The organism is Oleiphilus sp. HI0128, from assembly GCF_001635365.1.
In genome coordinates this window covers 1-774 of record NZ_LWGG01001324.1, presented here as the reverse complement: position 1 = coordinate 774, position 774 = coordinate 1, and the positions used below count along the sequence as shown (strand labels likewise).

Here is a 774-nt window from a genome sequence, read left to right as displayed (position 1 = left end):
CAATGGCCACATAGATAAAAACAGCTTCGGTAATCTTACGGGTTTGACTACCTCGTGTATCGGTTCCGAAAACCTCTACTCGAATTTTCATCGAACTACGCCCGGTATCCATTAGCTCGGTATAGCAACTTACTTGGTCACCGATAGAAACTGGCGATAAAAACTCTACTCTTTCAATCGCAACAGTCGCTGAGCGGCCTTTAGATATCTGGCTCGCTGCGGTCGCTGCGGCCAAATCCATCTGTTCCATTAACCAGCCAGCGTAAATGTCACCATGTACATTGGTATTACGAGGCATCGCAATGACTTGCAAAGTCAGACGACCCGAAGGCCCCAAACCCGATTCAGATGAATTCATTTGATCTCTTTCCTTTAATAAAGCGGCTTGCTTTCAGTATAGCCAAGATCGGAAAAGTGCCAGTGAAAATCATACACATGTGACCAAAACTTGAACTGGCCCCGAATATTTCATTTTTTGTCATAAAAATTGGTCAATGCCGAAGCGACTTTCTTAGATTTAGCTATCTAAGCAATACAACAACTCCCCGCTAAGCCCCGTAGATATGGGATCTAACAGTTTTTTTACATTCTTATGACACTTATGTGACAAACAAGACGGAGCTGTCACATAACTGTAACATTGCATCTTTATAGTGGCCTCATCAAGAAAGTAAGCAAACAAATTTTTCGGCAATTAAGCCACTTAGGAGCACTCAAGATGATAAAGAAAATAGTTAGTATCTTAGCCCTCAGTACATTAGGTGCTGTGAGCAC

Annotated in this window: 1 protein-coding gene; it reads right to left on the bottom strand. The window is 42.4% G+C overall.

What is annotated here, in order from left to right; all coding sequences use genetic code 11:
• Positions 1 to 358 (bottom strand): acyl-CoA thioesterase (locus tag A3763_RS22160; RefSeq protein ID WP_068760522.1); only part of this gene is annotated, 358 nt, incomplete at its 3' end.
• Between the last annotated feature and the right edge of the window lie 416 nt (positions 359 to 774).